Annotated in this window: 14 protein-coding genes and 1 tRNA gene; 6 read left to right on the top strand and 9 right to left on the bottom strand. The window is 54.5% G+C overall.

Annotation, left to right across the window (positions count from 1 at the left end):
- Nucleotides 1-115 precede the first annotated feature (115 nt).
- From OXG87_19565 to OXG87_19550, 4 genes are all read left to right on the top strand, one after another.
- Nucleotides 116-1,441 (top strand): HAMP domain-containing sensor histidine kinase, encoded by a 1,326-nt coding sequence (locus OXG87_19565; GenBank protein ID MCY3871752.1) that lies wholly within the window; start codon nt 116-118, stop codon nt 1,439-1,441.
- Nucleotides 1,438-2,823, top strand: coding sequence for a sigma-54 dependent transcriptional regulator (locus tag OXG87_19560; protein MCY3871751.1), 1,386 nt, complete (start codon nt 1,438-1,440; stop codon nt 2,821-2,823). The genes OXG87_19565 and OXG87_19560 overlap by 4 nt, the downstream gene beginning before the upstream one ends.
- A 98-nt stretch (nt 2,824-2,921) precedes the next feature.
- Nucleotides 2,922-3,935 (top strand): hypothetical protein, encoded by a 1,014-nt coding sequence (locus tag OXG87_19555; protein MCY3871750.1) that lies wholly within the window; start codon nt 2,922-2,924, stop codon nt 3,933-3,935.
- A complete protein-coding gene (locus tag OXG87_19550) occupies nt 3,932-5,005 on the top strand; it encodes a hypothetical protein (GenBank protein MCY3871749.1) in 1,074 nt (357 codons plus the stop codon). Before OXG87_19555 ends, OXG87_19550 begins: the two co-directional genes overlap by 4 nt.
- Nucleotides 5,006-5,023: 18 nt before the next feature.
- On the opposite strand, the gene OXG87_19545 is transcribed toward OXG87_19550, so the two are convergent.
- Entirely contained in the window at nt 5,024-6,397 is a 1,374-nt protein-coding gene (locus OXG87_19545) for a sulfatase (protein ID MCY3871748.1), read from the bottom strand.
- 185 nt (nt 6,398-6,582) lie between these two features.
- On the opposite strand from OXG87_19545, the gene OXG87_19540 reads away from it, so the two are divergent.
- Nucleotides 6,583-7,485, top strand: a complete 903-nt coding sequence (locus OXG87_19540) for an aldo/keto reductase (protein ID MCY3871747.1) — start codon at nt 6,583-6,585, stop codon at nt 7,483-7,485.
- An 8-nt stretch (nt 7,486-7,493) separates the two neighbouring features.
- Nucleotides 7,494-9,476, top strand: a complete 1,983-nt coding sequence (locus OXG87_19535; protein MCY3871746.1) for a hypothetical protein — start codon at nt 7,494-7,496, stop codon at nt 9,474-9,476.
- Nucleotides 9,477-9,480: 4 nt separating this feature from the next.
- Here OXG87_19535 and OXG87_19530 read toward each other — a convergent pair whose 3' ends face one another.
- From OXG87_19530 to OXG87_19495, 8 genes are all read right to left on the bottom strand, one after another.
- Entirely contained in the window at nt 9,481-11,508 is a 2,028-nt protein-coding gene (locus OXG87_19530; protein ID MCY3871745.1) for a helicase-associated domain-containing protein, read from the bottom strand.
- Between the two features lie 54 nt (nt 11,509-11,562).
- A tRNA-Ala gene (locus OXG87_19525) sits at nt 11,563-11,635 on the bottom strand.
- Nucleotides 11,636-11,699: 64 nt separating this feature from the next.
- On the bottom strand, nt 11,700-13,733 hold the full coding sequence (gene ligA / locus OXG87_19520) for an NAD-dependent DNA ligase LigA (GenBank protein ID MCY3871744.1): 2,034 nt from the start codon (nt 13,731-13,733) through the stop codon (nt 11,700-11,702).
- 184 nt (nt 13,734-13,917) lie between these two features.
- Entirely contained in the window at nt 13,918-14,745 is an 828-nt protein-coding gene (locus tag OXG87_19515) for a geranylgeranylglycerol-phosphate geranylgeranyltransferase (GenBank protein MCY3871743.1), read from the bottom strand.
- A gap of 5 nt (nt 14,746-14,750) precedes the next feature.
- On the bottom strand, nt 14,751-16,439 hold the full coding sequence (locus tag OXG87_19510; protein MCY3871742.1) for a DEAD/DEAH box helicase: 1,689 nt from the start codon (nt 16,437-16,439) through the stop codon (nt 14,751-14,753).
- A gap of 3 nt (nt 16,440-16,442) precedes the next feature.
- Nucleotides 16,443-18,131 carry an arylsulfatase gene (locus tag OXG87_19505; GenBank protein ID MCY3871741.1) on the bottom strand — a complete coding sequence of 563 codons (1,689 nt, stop codon included), beginning with the start codon at nt 18,129-18,131 and terminating at the stop codon, nt 16,443-16,445.
- Between the two features lie 16 nt (nt 18,132-18,147).
- A complete protein-coding gene (locus OXG87_19500; GenBank protein MCY3871740.1) occupies nt 18,148-19,161 on the bottom strand; it encodes a DUF4837 family protein in 1,014 nt (337 codons plus the stop codon).
- A 78-nt stretch (nt 19,162-19,239) separates the two neighbouring features.
- Nucleotides 19,240-19,525: alanine racemase (locus OXG87_19495; GenBank protein ID MCY3871739.1), on the bottom strand; the 286-nt coding region annotated here is incomplete at its 5' end.

Here is a 19,525-nt window from a genome sequence, read left to right as displayed (position 1 = left end):
CAGGGGCCGCATTGGCCGCAGGCTGGTTGTGACATTTGTTGTTTTCGTATTTCTTGTGGTCGGTAGCACGGGTTGGATATTATATCGTCTCACACGCAATAGCCTCGAGCGCCAGATGAGCGACCAACTGCTTGCTATCGCGCAACTTTCGGCGGCGGGTATTGATGGAGATGCGGTGCGCCACTTGCGTTCGGGGTTTGAGGGGGGCAATCTTCACGCGCGGTTGAGAGCAAAGCTGGTCAGGTATCGAGACCTGGTCGGCGCCCGGCGGATTTACGTGTTTGACCATCAGGGACAGAGCCTGCTGGACACGGCGCCCGACGTGCCGATTGGGAGGGAATATACGCGGCTGCGGGTAGATCGGGAGGAATTGGCCGATGTCTGGCGAGGGCAGGTGTCGCATTCGATTTTGTTTCAGGATAAATCAGGTGTTTATTTTCAATCCGGTTACGCGCCTGTTTATGCCGGAGAGGAAGTTGTGGCAGCGGTTGGCGTGGATATTGGGGCCGGATTTGTCGAGGCGATTCGAGCAGTTCAGCGTTCTGTGCTGATTTTTGGAGGGGTGAGCGTGGTGTTGACCATAGCGATCGGTTTGGTTCTCGCCCGCACCCTGACCGGGCCGATTCATCGCCTGGTCAACTCTGCACAGGCCATCGGCGAGGGCGACCTCGAGCGACCAGTGGACCGGTCTGCCGGGGATGAACTGGGTTATTTGGGCCAGACCATGGAGGAAATGCGACTGAAGATACTGGACCGCGATGAGCACTTGCGGCAGATGCTGGCGGGCGTGGCGCACGAAATTCGCAATCCTCTGGGCGGGATTGAGATTTATACGGGTTTGATTGCAAGCGATCTACCGGATGGCGACGCGCGCAAGGCCCACATTCAGAAGGTGATCGGAGAGGTGCGCACACTCAATCGGGTGATTTCCGAATTTCTGGACTTTGCCCGACCTTCAGTTGTGCAACCAGTGGAAGCAGATGTTGCTCGGCTTGTGGAAGAGGTTGTTTTTTTGCTCAGTCCAGAGATGGACGAGGCAGGGGTACAGTGCATAAGGGAGATTCCACAGGGACTGAAAGTATTTGTAGATGTTGACCAGTTCAAACGCGCGCTGGTCAATCTGGTAAAGAATGGCGTTCAAGCGATGCCAGAAGGAGGCGTGTTGCGGTTGACAGGTGAAAAAGAGAATGGAAACACGGTCATCAGAGTGGCCGATACGGGTGTGGGCATGGATAGCGCCGTAATCGAGCGCCTGTTCGAACCTTTTTTTACAACGGGAGAGGGTGGTTCCGGTTTGGGTATGGCCATTGTGCAGAAAACAGTGAAGGAGAATGGAGGAACTGTTGGCGTTGAAAGCCAGGTAGGCAGGGGCACTGTATTTGAGGTGGTTTTGCCAGGTAGTCAGAATGACAGATATTTGCGAGAAAGGAAACGAGAGTGAGTCTGGTTCTGGTGATCGATGATAACGAGACGATGCGCAGTGGGATGGCACTTTTGCTTGAACGGATGGGGCACGACGTGACGGCAGCTTCGGGCGGGGTGGAGGGGTTGAGGCAGATGAAAGCGAGGCCTTTTGATCTGGTGATTACGGATTACAAGATGGAGGACATGGACGGGCTGGAAGTACTCGACGCTGTGCGGCGGGATTATGCCGATACGGATGTGGTGGTCATTACGGCCTATGGCACAATCGATGTGGCGGTCGAAGCCATGAGAAAAGGGGCGGCAGATTTTGTCGTTAAAGCCGATGCATTGTACGATGTGTTGCGGCTGAGGGTGGAGAAGGTGCTGAAGCATCGGGAATTGCGTCAGTCGAGGGATCGCCTGGACGAAGAGAACCAGTATTTACGGGACGAGATCGGTGTACGGTTTAATTTTGGGGAGATGGTGGGCCGATCCAGGCCTATGAAAACGGTGTATGAGATGGTTGAAAAGGTGGCGGAAACGGATTCTGCAGTGCTGGTTTACGGCGAGAGTGGAACCGGTAAGGAACTGGTTGCCAGAGCGATTCATCGCAGAAGCGCCCGGCGGGAAGGGCCGTTTGTAAAGGTGAATTGCGGGTCACTGCCGAGAGAACTGGTTCAAAGCGAATTGTTCGGCCATGAAAAGGGTGCATTTACCGGAGCAATTCGTCAAAAAAAGGGCAAGTTTGAGCTGGCTGAAGGCGGTACGATTTTTCTCGATGAGATCGGGGATTTGCCCCTTGAGGCTCAGGTGAATATTCTGAGGGTGTTACAGACGAAGGAGTACGATCGGGTGGGGGGAGAAGAGACGATTCATGCGGATGTACGTGTGATTGCAGCCACACATCGAGTGTTGAGAGAAATGGTGGCCGAGGGCGCTTTTCGAGAGGACCTTTTTTATCGGTTGGAGGTGATTCCGATCCGCCTGGTCCCGTTGAGGGATCGGAAGGCGGACATTCCGGATCTGGTGGAACACTTTTTGCATAAGAAATGTGAAGAGATGAACCGGCCCTTGAAACGATTGACAGACCGGGCGATGGCTGCGATGGCGTCCTATACCTGGCCCGGCAATGTGCGGGAACTGGAGAATGTGGTTGAGCGTACCCTTGTGCTGGCCGACGGCAATGTCGTGGATGTGAATGACCTGCCGCTGGATGTGGAGGCGTCACGAGCAGAGGTTTCCGCTGAGGAGCTTGAGGATAGCGCGATTCCTTTGACCCACAGGCTGGAAGATTTGGAGCGGCAACTGATTGAACAGGCACTGGAACAGGCCGGAGGGGTTAAAACGAAGGCGGCGGAGATGCTGGGTATCAAAACCAGCGCATTTTATTATAAACTGGACAAATACGGGCTGACATAAAGGGCGGTTTTCGTAGATCAGGGTAGGGGATAATCGTTATGAGAATTGTGATGAGATACGTCTATAGATGTTTATTTTTCTACAGTTTAGTTTGGAGCTTGTCGTTTTCAGCGTCGGCCGAATCGCTCGACAGCCTGCAGACCGAGCACACGCGGTTGGAAGAGGTTAGGGATTCTTTGCTCACACAACGGGCGACCCTGGCGGCCAGACTGGACACGCTGGCAAACCAGATCTACCGTTTGAAGCGCGCCGATACTGGGGGCGTTGCGGAGAGACTCCAGCAGGCGCTGAGGCAAACACTGGAACTCGCGGATCGTATTGAGCGGGTTGACATGGCCTTTGAAGCGGTGCGGACTGCATTGTCCCACCTGCGGCAAAAACTGCGAGCGCACTATGATCGAGAGATCGGCGCAGCCATTGCAGCGCTGGAGAAAGGGCCGGATGCCGATAGGGCTGGCCGGTTGAGAGCCTTGCAGCGGGCGCGGGGCGCACTGGAGGAAGGAGGGATGGAAATTCGTCTGGCAGAGGCGCAGATGCTGGTGGTGCGGGAGGATGACGGACCAGATGAGATTCGCCAGAAAGCCGACCTGATGGAGGATATGGCGGCTCAAACACGGGTGAAATCAGATGCGGTGGTGCAGTGGATAAAACGGTTGGAGGAAGAGCGCAGATTGCGGATACGGATGGCCACATTGAGAGGGGAGTTGGATTTTTTTGATGAGGCTGTGCTCGAAGGGCGTTCTCTGTCACCCGGGCAGGCAGTCGAGGGAACGGGTGGTGTGTTGCTCGATGAGGCGGGCCCGGCACCAGAAAATGCGTTGCCCGATGCGATGGCAGCAGCAGGGGTGACGGACGAACGATCGGGGTCCGACGACGCAACAGAGATAGTGGAGCCCGGTTCTACGACAGAGCGCGTCTTTGTGGTCGGGCGAGAGATTGGCGTGCCGTACGCACAGACTCCGCCAGAGGTGCTTTCCTCGGATGATCTGGTTTCGGAGATTGCGCGATTAAAGGGACTACAGAAGGCTCTGACGACCCGCGAACAAGCGCTGAAACAGCGTGCAGAGGCATTTCGGAAACATCTGCAGCGGATGCTGGAGGAGGGATTTTGAAGTGCCGGAGAGCATGCGGGGCTGTGCTCGGTGTCACGGTGATGTTGTGTGCCTTAGGCGTCGGATGGTCGGCGGAGACCCGCATTGAGGCGGGCATGGCCTATGATAACAATCTGTTTGAGGCACCGGTTGATCCGCAGTCCGGCTGGATCAGCCGGTTTTACTTTGCGTATGCGGGTGATTTGCGCAAGCGTCCCCGGAGTTCTGTTTGGCTGCGGTATCAGGTAGGTGCCAAACGATTCTGGACTGCGGAGCGATCAATGTCCGGAAAATTCGGCGCAGTGTTGACCAACCACTTGAACGTAACCGCGTCCTCGCGCGTGGGGCGCCGGGTGAGGCTGGCAGGCAGCGGCGTGTTAAAAGTAAAGATTGTAAACCGGGTCCCGGGGGAAGAAGGATATTTGCGCGGCGCTTTAGAAGGACGTCTCCAATATGTTTTTGGACAGGGGTTTACAAGCGATCTGTATCATCGCTTTGGAGGACATGATTCTCGGGATATGCGATTGCCAGAGGTGATTTCGAACGAAGTGGGTGCGGGTATCCAGTACGGGAAATCCCGGCGATTTCGAGCCCGATTGACAGGGATCTGGCGGTGGTTGGATTACAATCGCGCGGCTCTGGCGGTTGACGCAGGAGGCAGGATAGGTGAATTGAGTTTTGCGCAATCGGATCTTTTGCGCGAGATTTCGGCAGGCATACAGCTTTATCGTGGGGTGCTCGTTGATCTCGTCTATGGATTTCTCCACAATACATCCAACAGCTACGGATATAGCTTTAAAGCGCACCGGATGCAGGTGCTTCTGGTGCGACACCTGGGTTTCCAGTTCGATGCGCAGATGCTGGCAAACCTCCAGTTCCGCAGGTATGATGATCCGCTGGTGCCACTGCCCGGTTGGGATTCGGAGGTGGATGAATACGAACAGACGCTTTTGGTACTGAAGTTGTCCCGGCAGTTGACGAACCGGCTGGATCTCTCATTGCAATACGGATTTTCCCGCAACGGCGCCCGCCGAACCGGCGGTTTTTATCGCAAGCATACCAGCGCGATTTCCGTGGCGATTTCCCTCTAAGTTCCCTCAGTATCCGGGTTATGCTCTTGCGGCTTCCCAACCTTTTTTTATCACTTTTTCCAGTTCGCCCACTGTTTCGGCATAGCGAATGTCTTCCGCGGCATTGACGTTTTCCGCCGCATCTTCCCGATGGTCGTAAAGCTCTCGTGCTTTTACCTCTCCTGTATCTTTCGATTGCCATTCTGTGTAGCGGAAGTCGTCGGTTTTGATGGTGTAGCCCATCACGCCCGAGCGTGGATACTGGCTAAAAGCCGCCTGTTTCCAGGTCCTGTCGGGTTCCTCCATCAAGGGAACAAAGCTCTGGCCCTCGAGATGATCGGGTAGCGGCAGATCGCACAGGTCGCATAGCGATGGGTACATATCGACAAATTCCGTAAGACCAGATGCTTTTGCGCCCGCCTTGCCGCGTTCTGGCGAACGGACAATCATTGGGGCATGTGTGTCGATGTCGAAGTTCGTGTGCTTGCACCAGCTGCCGTGTTCGCCGAGTTTCCAGCCGTGATCTCCCCACAGGATTACAACGGTGTTCTCTTTGAGGCCGAGTCGTTCGACTTCGTCGAGTACGCGCCCGACCTGCGCGTCCATATACGAGACACACGCGCAGTAGCCGTGGACCAATGTGCGCGATAGGTCCTCGGGTATCGGTCCCTCCCTGGGCATTCCAAAGTAGCTGCGAAGCTCGCCGAATTCAGTTAGAGAATATTCGGTGACGTTCTCCGGTGCGCTGGTATTCAGGGCGAGTGGCAATGCTTCCCGATCATAAACATCCCAGTGGTGCTTTGGGGCGTTGAAGGGCAGATGGGGTTTGTGAAAGCCCACGGCGAGGAAGAAGGGTTGATCGCGCAATTCGTTGAGCGTTTTGATGGCGTGATCGGCGTCCTTGCCGTCGTGATAGGCATTGTCTGGAACGTCTGCGGCCTCGAAAGCCGGTCCCAGACCCCGTCGCGTGGATCCTGTAGCAGCCATCTGTACATCTGTCCGCTCAATCACTTCCATCGCTTCATCCGTCAGGTAGCCCCGTCCCTTCCAATCACCTGTTGAGACGTGTGGTTCTGCTGACCATCCTTGCAGATCATCGCTTCTGTGGTGGTAGATTTTTCCGATGGAGCGCGTTTCGTAGCCGTGCTGCTTGAAGTGCTGTGGTAGCGAGAGGACATCGGGCATCACGGACCGCAAGGGGGTCTGTAAATCGTAAATTGTGGTCGTATCCGGGCGGCAGCCGCTCAGGACGCTCGATCGAGAAGGCGCGCATACGGCTTGCTGGCAGTAGGCCCGCTCGAATAGGACGCCCTCTGCGGCCAATTGGTCGATGTTTGGCGACTGTACAAAATCCTGACCGTAACAACCGAGTTGAGGACGAAGATCATCCACGGCGATGAATAGCACGTTCATTTTGTTCACATTTCCTCCCACAGACGTTGGATTTTTCATTTTGATTGAGGAGACGCAGGGCAATATAAGGGGCTGAATATAAAAATCAAGCCACACAATAGATCAAAGGTTGACAAGACAAGTTCTGTGATACCATATTACAAACATGGGATTTGCGATTTTGAATACTATATCAGGAGGGTATCATGGCGCAGGATACTGTACGAGAGGTTACGACGGGTACGCTTCCCCATAGAGTCTTGGGCAAGACCGGGGAGCGGGTGCCCATTTTGGGATATGGATCTGCTCCTGGCGGGATGGGACTTTCAGACGAGGACGCCATTGCGCTTTGCCATAAGGTGATTGATCTGGGGGTGACGTATATCGATACAGCGCCCGGATATGGTCGCGCACATGTTCAACTGGGGCAGGTGATGGCGGAGCGGCGAGATGAGGTGTTTTTGGTGACCAAGACAGCGGCGGATGAAGCGGAACAAGCTCTGAAGATATTGGAGAATGGGCTGAAAGATTTACAGACAGATCACGTGGATCTGGTTTATGTGCATTCGATGGGCCGTAGAGATGTAGATCGGGTGCTGGCTCCCGACGGTGCGCTGGCAGGGCTGCGGGAAGCCCAGCGGCGGGGCTGGACGCGATTTATAGGGGTGACAGCGCACAATGCACCCTGGAGGACCGCTCGTGTGTTGCGGGAGGCGGATATAGATGTGGTGATGCTCGCCATAAATCTCGCGGATCGCTATACTTATAATTTTGAGAATGAGGTGTTGCCTCTGGCGTATGAGCAGAATGTGGGCGTGGCGGCAATGAAGGTTTATGGCGGGGCGCAGGGAATGACGTATCAAACGCCCAGGACTTCGGCTTTGGCCGCGCATGGATCGCACGATCACGAGTTGGCTCTGCGTTACGCGCTGGGATTGCCCGGTGTTTGCACGGCTGTGATCGGCATGTTTTCGGAGGCAGAGCTTGTGCAGAACTTGGAGTGGGCGCGGCGTTTTACACCTCTGAATGCAGCGGATGGTATTGCTCTTGAGGCTCTTGGTCGGGAGATTGCGGCGGATTGGGGACCGCATTACGGTGCAGTGGAGTAGGGTGAAAAATGGCTGAAATCAAAAGGAAACTCTTTCCATCATCTGAGTTGGCCGAGGATAGCCTGCGCTGGACTGTCGTGGTGCTTTTCTCGGCCACCTTGGTTTTTGCCTGTGTTGCCGCAACGTTTTTGGAGTTCAAATCTCGTTCTGCACATATGGCGATGGCGAATCTGCCTCTGGCGGTGTTGTTGCCCTTTGTGGCATGGCTTCTGGTGAATGCTTTTTTGAAGCGGTTTCTGCCCCGCCTGTCTATGACTTCCGCGGAGTTGAGGTTGGCGTTGAGCATGCTCTGGGTGGGGGGATCGTTTGCGGGATATAACTGGATTACGCAGTGGGTGGGCGCAATGGCGGCACCGAGATATTATGCGTCGCCCGAGAACCGGTGGCAGGAGTTGATTTTTGACTATTTGCCCTGGTGGATGTTTCCCTCGAATTTTCCAGGGGTAACAGAGGGCTTTTTTCTGGGGCTGGAGGAAGGTGCGGCAGTGCCGTGGGGGGCGTGGATAGCTCCGATCTTTTGGGCGATGTCCGCCGGGTTGGCGATGACGGCTATTGGGCTGGGTTTGACGGCGGTGTTCCAGAAGCAGTGGGTTCGGCACGAACGGCTGACGTATCCACTGGCACAGGTTCCGCTCGATTTGACGGAGGGGTTCGACGGCAAGCGCGGCTGGCCGCCTTTTATGCGGAACTGGCTGTTCTGGGTGGGGTTTGCCGTGGCTGCTCTCCCTTTGTTGTGGAATCTGATCGAATACTGGACGCCGGGTTTTCCCAGGCTGGCGATTTTCGACCCTTATTATGGTCCCAGAGGTCCCAGAGGTGCTGTATTGTCGCGTTATTTGTCGCCGTTCTCCTATCGAATTTTGCCCCCTGTGCTGGGGTTCACATTTTTGTGCGATCTGAATATCCTGTTTAGCATCTGGTCTTTGTGGCTGGCCGGGCAGGTGGGGCTTTACGGGATGTCCAGGGTTGGGTTTTCCGTGGGTTTGGCCGGGCAAGAGGCTAAACCCACGGCAATTTTGGGCCTGTTTACCCATGGTGTGAGCATGGGGTTGGCGATCTGGGCAATTTGGGTTGCTCGCGGTCATCTGCGAAAGGTTTTCAGGCAGGTGTTACGCACACCTGTAGGCGGGGAGGCGGAAACCGCGATTTTGTCTCCCCGATTAGCTGTGTGTGGAATTTTGGGTGGTGGCATTTATATGGTTTTCTGGCTGTATAGCGCGGGTTATAGCGCGGGGATTGGGCTGGTCTGGCTGTTGCTTTTCTGGGCGAGTATTCTGGTGGTGATGAAGTTTTTGGCAGCGAGTGGATTTGCGTATCTGTTTCCGAGTTTCGGTACGTCGATTCTGGATATGACAGTGGGCGCCAGCCAGATGCAGGAATCTACACTGGTGGGCCTTCGGCTTGTGAATTGGCGTTTGCTGGCGGGCTGGCGTTTGCCGGCAGCATTGCCCCATGTGGAACGCCTGGTGAGGCCGGCAAAGCGGGTTGGTTGGGTGGTGATTGGGAGCCTGGTGCTGGGGATGCTGGCGGCAATTATTTACACAGTTGCCATTTGCTATGAATCGGGGGGGAGCACTTTCCGCACATGGTCTCTGGTGGGCGCGCCAGTGGGGATGTACGAGGGTATTGCCAAGGCGGTTGCAGAGACGAACCCTACGGTGACCGATCCGGAAAAAATTGGCGTGTGGGTTCTGGGCGGTGTGATCGCGGGAATTATTCAGGTGATGCAGAGTCGGTTTTCCTGGTGGCCGTTTCATCCGCTGGGTGTGATGCTGATGTCGAGCGGTTATGTTCGGCTCTATGTGCTGGATATTTTTCTGGTGTGGCTGAGCAAATTGCTGGTTCTCAGTTTTGGGGGTATTTCACTTTACCGAAGGGTTAAGCCGTGTTGTTATGGGCTGATTGTGGGATATGTGTTCGCTGTGGGAAGTTCTTTTTTGATTGATTTGATCTGGTTTCCAGAAGGCGGACATTATATCCACGGGTACTAGGGCGTCACTCCTGAGAGAGGTGTGGCAGATAGCCTTGTTGCTGGAGGATTTGAATCAGAGATTCGGGTTTTGCCGCATTGTTGAGGGTTGCGGTGGTTGGAGAAATGCGGTCGTCTAATGCCTGGGCAATGCGGGGCTGGGCGTAGAGTTCGTCGAGCAATTCGCGCGTGGCGGTTTTGACACGTCCGCTGGTGGGAATGACTTCGATTTCGCCATATCTATCGTCACATTCGGCGATTAAAGTATCGACCATGTCTGGCAGGCTGCTCTTGCTGTGCAGCGTCAAAAATGTGCGTATCTCGTCTCCTGACAAGCCGCGTGCGAATGCGCGGCGAATTGAGTCGCGGGAGAGATGGAAACACGCCATCACATCCTGTGTTTTGAGGTCACCCAGGACGCATAGCCTGAGATAGTGCGTGCAGGGGAGGTCTGGTGGTGATAGAACTTCAAAATTGGGCTGTACAACAAATTTTGCATCTGAATTTTGCAGGGATATTTGTTCGGTCAGCGCATCGTCATGCGTGTCGTGCAACAGGGCGTAGCCCGCAGGGGTGATCTGAAAGGCCGCCCCTTTGCTTTGCTGCAATGGTGTGGAGAAATCGGGGAAGTTCCCCACGCGAACAACGCCCATATAGGTGAGCGCACCTGTTATGGTGCGGCGCAGCAATTCATCGGCGGTGGTTCCGGTATGGGATGGGTCTTTGGCAAAATGCCGAAAAGGCTCTGAAAGTCTCGTCAGAAATTGATAATACGATGGGTACCTTATCCATGTGTCGGTGGGACAATGCCGAAGACTTCGCACGATTTCACTGCGGATATTCTTGAGTACTTGCATCCGGGCACTGGTGGCTTTGGTGCGATCGGAAGACCACTCATTCCACCGCTCGCTGTGAAACCAGAATTCAAAGCACGCCTTGCGGATGTCGATGATTTGCCCTACTCGGGTGCCGGCATCTGAGGCGGTATGCCAGGCTGTATCATGGGGTTTTACCAGTCCCGTTGTTTCGGCAAAGAGCGTGAGAAATTCAATATAGCCCGGGTCTTCCTGGATATGGCAGTATTTGTGTGCATCGCGCAAATCGTTTTTGGATATGCCACCGTGTTTGAGCCTGCGGGGCAAGCGTTGTGCAACAATGCCGAGTAGTGTGGTCAGGTCCCGGATGAGAAAGGCGGTATTTTCGCGTATCGCGGTGGGAGCGATGGAGGTTTCGAGGATGGTTTCGAGGCTGCTTTCGAGTTGTCCCCCCTGGGATCGGACGATTTTGGACAGGGCAGTGCAAAGGTCTGAAGCGAGACATATCGCGGCGTTGGGGGCGTGAAGATTGCTGTGCGGCGCATAAAAGATCGGCATTTTCCAGAGCATGTCTTCCAATTCGCGGACTGCGGCTTCCCCCAATTTGTCGGCGACTTCGCTGCGCGTGATCGCGTTGGCGGGGAGGAACAAATCGAAGATGGCGCGGCGGTCTTCGCTGAGTGTGTTGAGGTAGGCATGCAGTGTTTTTGTATCGAGCAGGGCTTCTTTTATGGCGTTGGATACGATGGGTTTGCGCGTATCTGAAAGGTTCAGGCCAATTTGACCTGCAAAGGCCCGGAGCAAACCCACAGAGACGGGTTTCATGACGGCGAGCAACCGACCCTGATCTGAGTCGGGAATCGGGATGGATTTGAGGAGCGATTCGGGAATGCCGATTAGAATGTCTGGATCACCCAGTGTATGTGCGTCTCGAAATACGAGGCCGATCAGGTCAATGAGTTGTGCATGGAGGCGGGGAAGAAATCCGTTGGCAAATTTTTCAACGGCTTCGATTTCTAAAAGCTCGCCCCCTTCAGCGGCAAGGGTCTGTACCATTGCGCGTTGTTCCGGTGATAGGGAACTGAGGCGTTTGGCTATGTGCTCTGGGTCGGGGAGTATGCGGCAAAGCGCGTCGGCGAGGATGGTTTTGTTGCTGCCGGTGGGATCAATACCCACATCGCGGGCGAGTTGACAGAGCGTGCTGAACGGATATTGTGTGAGCGCGGCGCGTAGTTTCATGATGGACACAGTAAAAATAAGACACTTACAAAACTGTAAGTGCCTAAAAAAAAGTGGAGCCGAGCGGGATCGAACCGCCGACCTTTTGACTGCCAGTCAAACGCTCTCCCAGTTGAGCTACGGCCCCACATCTATACGCGATTAAGGGTAACAAAATGGGGTGGGTCTGTCAAGCAAAAAGCCGATTCAGACTATGCGTTTTCTTCGCTGATGTATTCGCTAAAAAATTCCTCTTCGTTGAGGATTGCGATATTTAGCTGCTCGGCTTTTTCGAGTTTGGAGCCTGCCTTTTCCCCTGCGATGACGAGGGTGGTTTTGCCGCTGACGCTGGAGGTGGGTTTGCCGCCGAGGGCGCGGATGAGGTCCTGGGCTTGTTGACGGCCCCAGCGGGTGAAGGTGCCGGTAACGACTACTATTTCGTCGGCGAGGGGTTTGGGACCTGCGTCGGCAGGCGCTTCGGATTCGAGATTGATGCCTGCTGCGCGGAGTTTTTCGACGATGGCCCAGTTGCTGTCGATGTTGAGGTATGCGTGGATGCTTTCTGCTATGGCGGCGCCTATTTCGTGTACGGCTTCGATTTCTTCGGGCTGTGTATCGCGCAAGCGGTCAATGCCGTGGAAGTTGTCGGATAGCACGCGCGCAACTGTGGCTCCTATGTGGCGAATGCCCAGGGCGAAGAGTACGCGATGAAATGGTTGTTGTTTGCTCGCTTCGAGCGCGTCGAGGACGTTTTGGGCTGATTTTTCTGCCATGCGTTCGAGGCCCGCGAGTTGCTCTAATTTGAGATTGTAGAGATCGCCGACATCGCGGACGAGTTCGTTATCGACATCGACGAGTTGGTCAACGAGGGCAGTCCCCAGGCCCTCGATGTCCATTGCGGTGCGCGAGGCAAAGTGACGGATATTGCCTTTGAGTTGCGCGGGGCATTGGGAATCGTCGCAGCGGATGGCGACTTCGGATTCGTCTTTAATGAGGGGGGTGTCGCAGACGGGGCAGTTTTTTGGGAATTCGAATGCGATGGCGTCTTTTGCACGTTTGGCCTCGACCACGCGCACGACTTTGGGGATGACGTCGCCGCCTTTTTCGAGGATGACTGTATCGCCTTCCCGGATGTCTTTGCGCTCGATTTCTTCGGCGTTGTGCAATGTGGCGCGGCTGACTGTGGTGCCCGCCAATTGCACGGGTTCGAGATTTGCCACCGGGGTGATTACGCCTGTGCGTCCGACTTGAAGGGTAATCTTTTTGAGCACGGTTTCGGCCTGTTCGGCTGAGTATTTGTAGGAGATTGCCCAGCGGGGACTTTTGGATGTGGCGCCGAGTTTGTTTTGTTGTGCCAGGCTGTTGACTTTGATGACGATGCCGTCGATGTCATAGGGCAAATCCGGGCGTTTTTCCTGCCATTCACGTGCCTGGGCTATGATGTCGTCAATATTGTCGCACAGGGTGCGGTTGGCGTTGACGGGCAGGCCCAGGCGTTCGAGATAGGAGAGGTTTTCGCCATGGGTTGGTAGCTGTATGGCGGGCGAGCGAAAAGAGTACGCGAAAAAGCTCAGGCGGCGCTCGGCTACCTGTTGTGCGTCTTGTAATTTGAGGGAGCCGGATGTTGCGTTGCGCGGATTGGCGAAGGGGTTTTCCTCGTTTTTTTCGCGCTGGACGTTGATTGCGTCAAAGGTGTTGTGATCGAGATAGACTTCGCCGCGGATTTCGCAGTAGGGTACGAGGTTACTGAATAACCCTATTTCCGCACAGGCTTTGAGGCGGATGGGTATGGATCTGATGGTTTTGACATTGGGCGTTATGTCTTCGCCCTGTGTGCCATTGCCGCGGGTGACGCCGCGGGTGAGCAGGCCGTTTTCATAGATCAAACTCAGGGCAACGCCGTCGATTTTGAGTTCGGCGACATATTGCAATTCTTCGTCGGGCAGTTCGCGGCGGATGCGGTCTTCAAAGTCTCTGAGTTCGTCTTCCGAATAGGTGTTGTCCAGGCTGAGCATGGGGATGTCGTGCTGCACGGTTGGAAATTCTCGGGTGAGGTCAGAGGTTACGCGCTGTGTAGGAGAATCGGGTTGGATCAAATCGGGATGTCGCGCTTCCAGGTCGCTCAGTTCGCGCAGGAGTGTGTCATATTCCCGGTCAGAAATTACGGGATCATTGAGCACGGCGTATCGGTAGTTGTGTTCGTTGAGTTGTTCAACGAGTTGTGCAATGCGGTTGGTGGGGGTCATAAAAAAGGAACTCGGGCATTAGGGGTTGGTCAGGTCCAAAGCGATAGATTCTCCCGATCTTTTTCCCAGTGGGCGGGGTTGTCCAATTCAATGCTGCATTTAGTATAGCCAATTTTGTCCGCATATTCAAGGTGGGCGCAATGTTTACCCACCAATAATCTTCGCCAGCAACCCACGTTAGTTCTCAAGAAAAAAGAAAAGCGGCGAGTCCCAGTAGCATGCCCGCTTTGAGCAGCTTGTTCAGGTATCCGAGTGTGTCTTTTTGCCAGAGGCGGATGAGGACAAAGATGAGCAAAAGGTTGAGGAGGACAATCAGGCAGAGATAAATCGAGCTGTAAATGCCCAGGAGCGCGGGCAATGGAGTTGCGATGATGAGGATTGCAAAGATGCCGGTGATCAGAATGCGCGCGGTATTTTCGCCCCAGGAGATGGGCACGGTGCCGCCGGATAACTGGCGGTCGCCCGCGCTGTCTTCAAGGTCTTTGAGAAGTTCGCGACCCAGGTGAAACAGAAAGGCAAAGCCCGCAATGAGATAGGGGGCAGATATAACCTGGACGGCTGCGCCGCCATATAGAAATGCCAGGCCGCCGAGCGTACTTACCGTGAGATTGCCGATGAGAGGTACGCGTTTGAGATAGGTATTGTAAAGGGTCAGACTTGTGATGGCGATGAGGGCAATGGCGAGGGCAGCCGTTGGCAAAGGGAGGGCGAGGAGAATGCCCGCGAGGAGGAAAATACCCATTTCTATACGCGCGATGCCAGGGGATAAACGCCCTGAAGGGAGTGGGCGATGCGGTTTGTTTATGCGGTCTTCGGTTATGCCACACAGGTCATTGAGCGCGTTGCCCCCTGCTGTGATGAGGGCGGCGGACAGCGCGGCAAAAATCAGGGGTTCGGTGATCCTGTGAATTCCCAGCCAGCCGCCGAGGAGTACAGAGGCAAAGGTTATGAGACAATTAATCGGGCGAGAGAGTTCAATTGCGGCGTAAAATTTGGTCTTGCTGAAGGGCATGTTTTTCAGACTTCTTCAAAGACATCGTCTGCGTCTCGAATGGTGTAGCGATAGCCCTGTTCGGTGAGGAAGGTCTGGCGGTTTCGGGCAAATTCTTGTTCGCGGGTGTCGCGCGTGACGAGGGTATAAAAATGAGCCAGGCTGCCGTCGGATTTGGGGCGCAGAATGCGCCCGAGGCGCTGGGCTTCTTCCTGGCGCGAGCCGTAAGTGCCAGAAATCTGAATGGCGACGCTGGCGTCGGGCAGATCGACGGCAAAATTGGCGACTTTGGACACGACGAGGATCTTGATTTTGCCTTTTCGAAATGCTTCGTAGAGGAGGTCGCGGTCTTCGGTGGGAGTTTTGCCCATTATTAACGGGGCGTCGAGTTCTCGCGCAATATATTCGACCTGGCGGATGTATTGCCCAATGACGAGGATTTGGTCGCCTTTGTGTTTTTTGAGCAGGTGCTTGACCATGTGGATTTTGTCGGCATTTTCCGATGCAATTCGGAATTTGGCGCGTCTGTCTGCTATGGCATAGCTGAGTCGCTTGCCCTGTGGCAGTAGCAGGCGAATTTCACAGCATTCCGCGGTTGCTATCCAACCACAGGATTCGAGTTCTCGCCAGGGCACGTCGTATCGCTTGGGTCCGATGAGCGAAAAGACATCGGTTTCGAGGCCATCTTCGCGCACGAGGGTGGCTGTGAGGCCCAGACGTCGCCGGGATTGCAATTCGGCGGTAAAGCGAAATACGGGCGCGGGAAGCAGGTGGACTTCGTCGTAAATAATGAGACCCCAATTGCCCTGATTGAAAATACCGAAGTGGGGGAAGTCCTCCTCCCGGCTCTTGCGATAGGTCAAGATATTGTATGTGGCAATGGTAATGGGCCGGATTTCTTTGCGCTCGCCGGAATATTCGCCTATCTGGTCGTCGGTGAGGCTCGTTTTGTCGATGAGCTCTGCTTTCCACTGGCGCGACGCCGTGATATTGGTGGTCAGGATCAGGGTCTCGCACTGGAGGGTATTCATCGCGGCCATGCCCACAATGGTTTTGCCCGCGCCGCAGGGTAAGACTACTGTGCCGCTTCCGCCATCGGGACCCCCGCCCGCGTGGAATATATCGACAGCTTCGCGCTGATAATCGCGCAATGCAAAGGGATTGCCCGATAGAGCAATCTGGCGATGTCGAAATTTGAGCGTTCTGCCTTTGAGATATCCCGCGCGATCTTTGACCGGAAATCCGATGCGCGTGAGGGCCTGTTTGAGGTGCCCGCGGTACAGGGGCAAGATGCTGATGCGGTGGGCGTCGAGTCGCTTTTCAATATAGGGCTGGACGGTTTTGTGGCGGCAGATTTCAAGGATGATTAGCGGGTCTTCGGAAGACAGGATGAGCCCGTCGCCTTCTTTGTCGAGATAGACTTTGCCATAGCGACTCATTGCCTCGCGGATTTCAACGCCCACATTCTGGGGAATGTCGTATTTGCCGTAGGTTTCGAGGGTGGTGATGATTTCTTCGGTGGTGACACCGGCTGCGGCCGCATTCCAGAGCGAGAGGGGGTTGACGCGGTACGTGTGTATGTGCTCGGGGCTTTTTTCCAATTCGGCAAAGCGCACGAGCCGATCTCGCGCCGCTTCGTATCTGGGCGAGTTGACTTCGACGAGAACCGTGAGGTCGCTCTGGATGATGAGGGGATTTTCAGGGTTGTAGTTCATATTTTATATGCGTTCTACCGTGGCGTAATACGCACCGGCGAGGCGATTGCCATTTGCGTCTATCCACCACGTTTGTAAAGTTGTGGGACCGCTCGACAAATCCACTCTAAATGTTACGGATAGGTCATCGGGCCGCACGTCCATTTCATGTGCAGAGCCGCCAATCTGCATCCACGCCCGATCCACGGGTAGTGCTTTTCCAGCCATCAATGTGCCGTCAACGCCTTCCATCACGGGGGCTGGTGCTGTAATTGCGAGATTCGATTCTCGGGGCCAGCGCCGCAAGGTGATGTCGTATTGTCCTGACTGTGCAACTGCGAGTTGCCAGATACCGCTGTCCATCACACATCCGCGCACGCCCCCGGGATTGTCGCAATAGACCCCCATCCAATCGCAACTGGACAATCGCGTGGAAATTTCCTCCTCTGTTCCAATGGAAATGGGGAAGTAAATATCGAGGTTTTTTCCGAGCGCGTCCCACCACGCATCGTAATGCGCCCGCATCTTTTGCAAGACATCGGGGTGCTGGTCGGCGATGTTGTGTTCTTGCGCGGGATCGCTGTCAAGGTGATACAGCTCGGCATAATCCACGAGACGCCATCGATTCCATAAAACTGCGGCATTGCCTTTGCGCGTGGTTCGGTTTCCCTTTGGGACATTGTGGCCGTATTGTACGACGAGCATCCGATCTTCCAATTCTTCGCGTTCGCGCAGGAGGCCGGTTAGAGAAAGGCCATCACAGGCAGTTCTTTCTGGTTCGTCGAGGTCGCAGAGGGAGATCAGGGTTGGCAATACATCTGTACCGTGCGTGGGATCGGGTATATCGCGGGGTTCGCCCAATTGTCCTTTGGGCCAGCGAATAAAAAATGGAACGCGGTGACCTCCTTCATAGAGCGTGGTCTTTTTTCCGCGCATGCCGGCGTTGTACACTGTTTCTCCGTTTGCCGTCCCATTATCGGTCATAAAAATCAAAATGGTATTGTCGCGCAGTCCGGTCTTGCGGAGAAAGGCGTCGAGCTTGCCCATGTTTTCGTCGATATTGGCAATCATGCCGTAAAAGCTGGCGACATTATATGCGACCTGGTCGAGATAGGGCTGGCGGTATGCGTCGGGAACCCACAATGGTGTATGGGGTGCATTGGTGGCGATATACGCAAAAAACGGCGCGTCGCCCTGTTTCTCGATCCAGTCCATAGCTTCGTCAAACCACACGTCTGTGCAATACCCTTCAAAAGCCTCAATTGTTCCATTGTGCCGATAGTGGTCGTCGAAATAATCATTGCCGAAATAATCTGCAGCGGATGTAATGCCCCAGGCGGGATGGTGAATCGTTTCCTGAAATCCCCGGTCCTGTGGACGGTAGGGATAATTGTCGCCGAGGTGCCATTTGCCAAAATGTCCCGTGCGATAGCCATTCAGGGCGAAGATATCCGCCATAGTCGGCACTTCGGGATTCATCAACGACCGTCCCATGCACACAAATGTGGCGCCATTGCAGAGCGCGTCCTGGCCTGTCAGCAGTTCGCCGCGCGTTGGCGTACACATGGGCGCAACGTGGAAATCCGTGAACCTAATGCTCTCGTCGTGTAATGTATCCAAATTCGGCGTTTTAATGATCGGATTGCCGTGACAGGAGAGATCGCCATAGCCCTGATCATCGGTCAAAACAAAAATTACATTGGGTTTGTCCATATCCTCTCCGGAAATATCATTTGTCTTGAAAAAACGCGCGGTGAATGGTGAAAGATTTGGCGACGAGATCTACCCGCCTCAAAATAGGGGCCTTTTTTTTGTTGGGCGAATAAAGTCCCATGTCGATAAAAAAGAATCGGTTGAGATCGACATCGACAAAAGCATAACTTTTAAAGGGGCCGCCTTTCCACTCGGCTTCGTTTTCCCAAAGGCCCTGAAGTACTACGGCGAGTTTGCCCGCAAATTCGACCTGTCCAACGGTAACTTCGCCGTGGACAATGCGGTCGCCGCCAAACCACCGTCCCATGATGTCGTCGCGCTTTTGAATAACCCAGTCTTCGGTGAGTTGATCGGGGTGTACATCGTCTTCCCAATAGACGGAGAGCCAGCGGTTGGGGTTGTCCCGGGCGAGTACGACAAAATTGGGATAGGTTTCGAGGATGCGATAGCCAAAGGGCACGCGCACATTCCAGCCATAGGTCTCGACGAGTTCCTGGGTGACATTTTTGCGTTCGCCAAAGCTGTAAACATTTTCTCGTACGCTGTGATCAACGGCCTTTTCCAGGGTGCTGTACAGGCGATCGGATTCCATAAAGAGGTTTTCAACGGTGGTGTCTATATCTTTTCCCGATACGATATAAAGGGTTTGGTCTTTAGCCCACACGTCTTTTTTCCAGGTTACACCTGCGCGACCATCCAAAATGTTTTGTTGCACTTCGGGACTGAGTATTTCTTTGACGAATTGTGCGGTGGGATGACGGGCATTGAGGGGCGCGATAACCATAAGGCTTTTGCGCTGTTCGTGTTTGTGTGCCTTGAGAAAATTGACATCGCCCCATGCAATTTCATAAATGCGCTCGGCCTGGGGCGTATAGATAACGGTTTCAAAAATTTCGCGGAGGGGATCTTCCAGCTTCTGCCAGTCGGTGGAGTCGGCCAGTACGATGATTTTGCGGGCGGGACCGAGGGATTCGGGCAAGTGGTTGCCACATCCGACGCACAAGAGCAGGAAAAATGGAAGAAGGCGCATAAAACGGTACCCAGCAGAAAGGGGGAACAAGAAAAGATAAAGATAACAGGATTTGAAGACAGAAACAATGTTCAATTTTTACGAAATATAATGTCGGGGAAGACGCGCGCCGAGCAGGGATACGACTTCGTGTGAGATATAATTTCCCCATTGGGCGAGGTCGTTCACGGTGATTTTGCGGTCGCCCTGTTGCCCGAGCAGGACGACTTCTTCACCGACGGAAACAGGTGGAATATCGGTGACATCGATCATGATGACGTCCATGCAGATCGCGCCGACAACCGGGCATGGTTTTCCGCGGATGAGGACGTGGGATTTATTGGACATCTGACGGTTGTACCCATCGGCATACCCGAGAGGGGCG

Source organism: Gemmatimonadota bacterium (assembly GCA_026706845.1).
Classification (GTDB): Bacteria; Latescibacterota; UBA2968; order UBA2968; family UBA2968; genus VXRD01.
This window is presented reverse-complemented; position numbering and strand designations above follow the sequence as displayed.